Raw genomic sequence first — 1464 nt, forward strand, 5'->3', positions numbered from 1 at the left:
GTCGCGGTGCCGGCGAGCAGTGCGGCGCCGGGCACGCGCGGGCAGACGGCGTGGGATGGGACCTATCGCTATGTCGCGGTCGGCACCGCGGTCTGGATACGCCAGGCTCCCGAGACCACCTGGACAGCCAGCGACGGCGCCCCGGCCCCGACCAGTGTCGGCACGCTGGGCGATGTGCGCCTGGTGGCCGACTATCTGTATGAGTGTCTGGGCAGCGCGCAGTGGATTCGCTGGCCGGCCGAGACCGCTTGGAGCGACGCGGACGCGGCCCTGGCGCCACAGTCGGTGGGCTGGCCCGGCGGGGCGGCCTGGGCGGCCCCGTATTGGTATCGCTATGTCGGCGCGGCCTGGGTGCGCGCCGCGGCGGAAATGACGTTTTAGGAGCGCAGCAAAATGGCAGACAAGCTCGGCTTGGTCGACCCGGAGACCGGGGCCGCGGCCCCGGTGAAAGCGGCCGGCTATGCGCTGGCGGTGCAAGCGAACGTGATCGACCAGCAAACGGCGCTGGGTCTGAACAGTGCCGCGTTCGAGCCGGTCTCAGCGTTTGCTGATGCGGCAACGGCCAGCATTGCGCGCGCCGCGGTGACCTGGCAGAACATCGCCGATCTGAAGCTGTTGCACGCCGACGCACAGGGTGAGCTGGACCCTGTGGGCGGGGCCAATTTGCGCACGCTGCCCCCGCCCTATGCGACGTTGCTGACCGCGGCCCTGCCGATCGTCAACAGCACCGCGCCGACCGTTATCGCGTCCATCACACCGCCGACAGGGGTGGCCCCCACGGTCGGCGAGGCGGTCACGCTCCTCTGTGTCGGCAGCTATTTCAACACCACCGCGGCGGGTGCGACCTCGCAATTCACCCTGTCGATCGCGCTCGGCGGCACCGTGGTGTTCCAGGACGATGTGAGCAACATCAATGCGCATGCCTCGCAGCGGCCCATGATCATCGAGCTGCAACTGATTCGGGCGGGCGCGGCCACGGCCGTGCTCTATGGGCAGGCCATCGTCAGCGTTGGGGGGCCGGCCGCCGTGGGCTTCGGCGATCAGAGCACGCTGATCAGTCGCGGCAATCCGCTGGTGGCACCGGTGATCCAAGGCAGCCTGCTGACCTATGACTGGAGCAATCCCCCGGCGATCACGATCACGCTGGCGCTCGGCACCGCGCACGCCGAACACCAATATAACCGTGGGTTCGTGCGGGCCTATGCCGATCGGCTGCACGTGATCGAGGCCACGCCCGATCCGACGCCGACCGTTTACCCGTGGCTGGATGATGTGCCGGTGCGGCCGACGATCACGCGCACCTTCACCGTGCCGATGCCGGCCGCGTTCCCGCTGATTGCGTCCTCGACCATTCTGCAGGCGCTCTCCGCCGAGGAGATGGCCTGCCTCGACCTGATCTGTTGCAAGCCCAGCGTGAGCTATGTGACCAACATTGCCGCCGCGCAGGTGATCAATCCCACGTTG

General features: G+C 68.2%; 2 protein-coding genes. Both read left to right on the forward strand.

The window, feature by feature from the left end; genetic code table 11:
• On the forward strand, window positions 1-381 hold a 381-nt coding region (locus tag A39O_RS39885; RefSeq protein WP_040527604.1), incomplete at its 5' end, for a hypothetical protein.
• 30 nt (window positions 382-411) lie between these two features.
• A partial coding sequence (locus tag A39O_RS32875; RefSeq protein WP_157639903.1) for a hypothetical protein occupies window positions 412-1464 on the forward strand: 1053 nt, incomplete at its 3' end.

Origin of the sequence: Lamprocystis purpurea DSM 4197 (genome assembly GCF_000379525.1) — a bacterium.
Lineage (GTDB): Bacteria > Pseudomonadota > Gammaproteobacteria > Chromatiales > Chromatiaceae > Thiodictyon > Thiodictyon purpureum.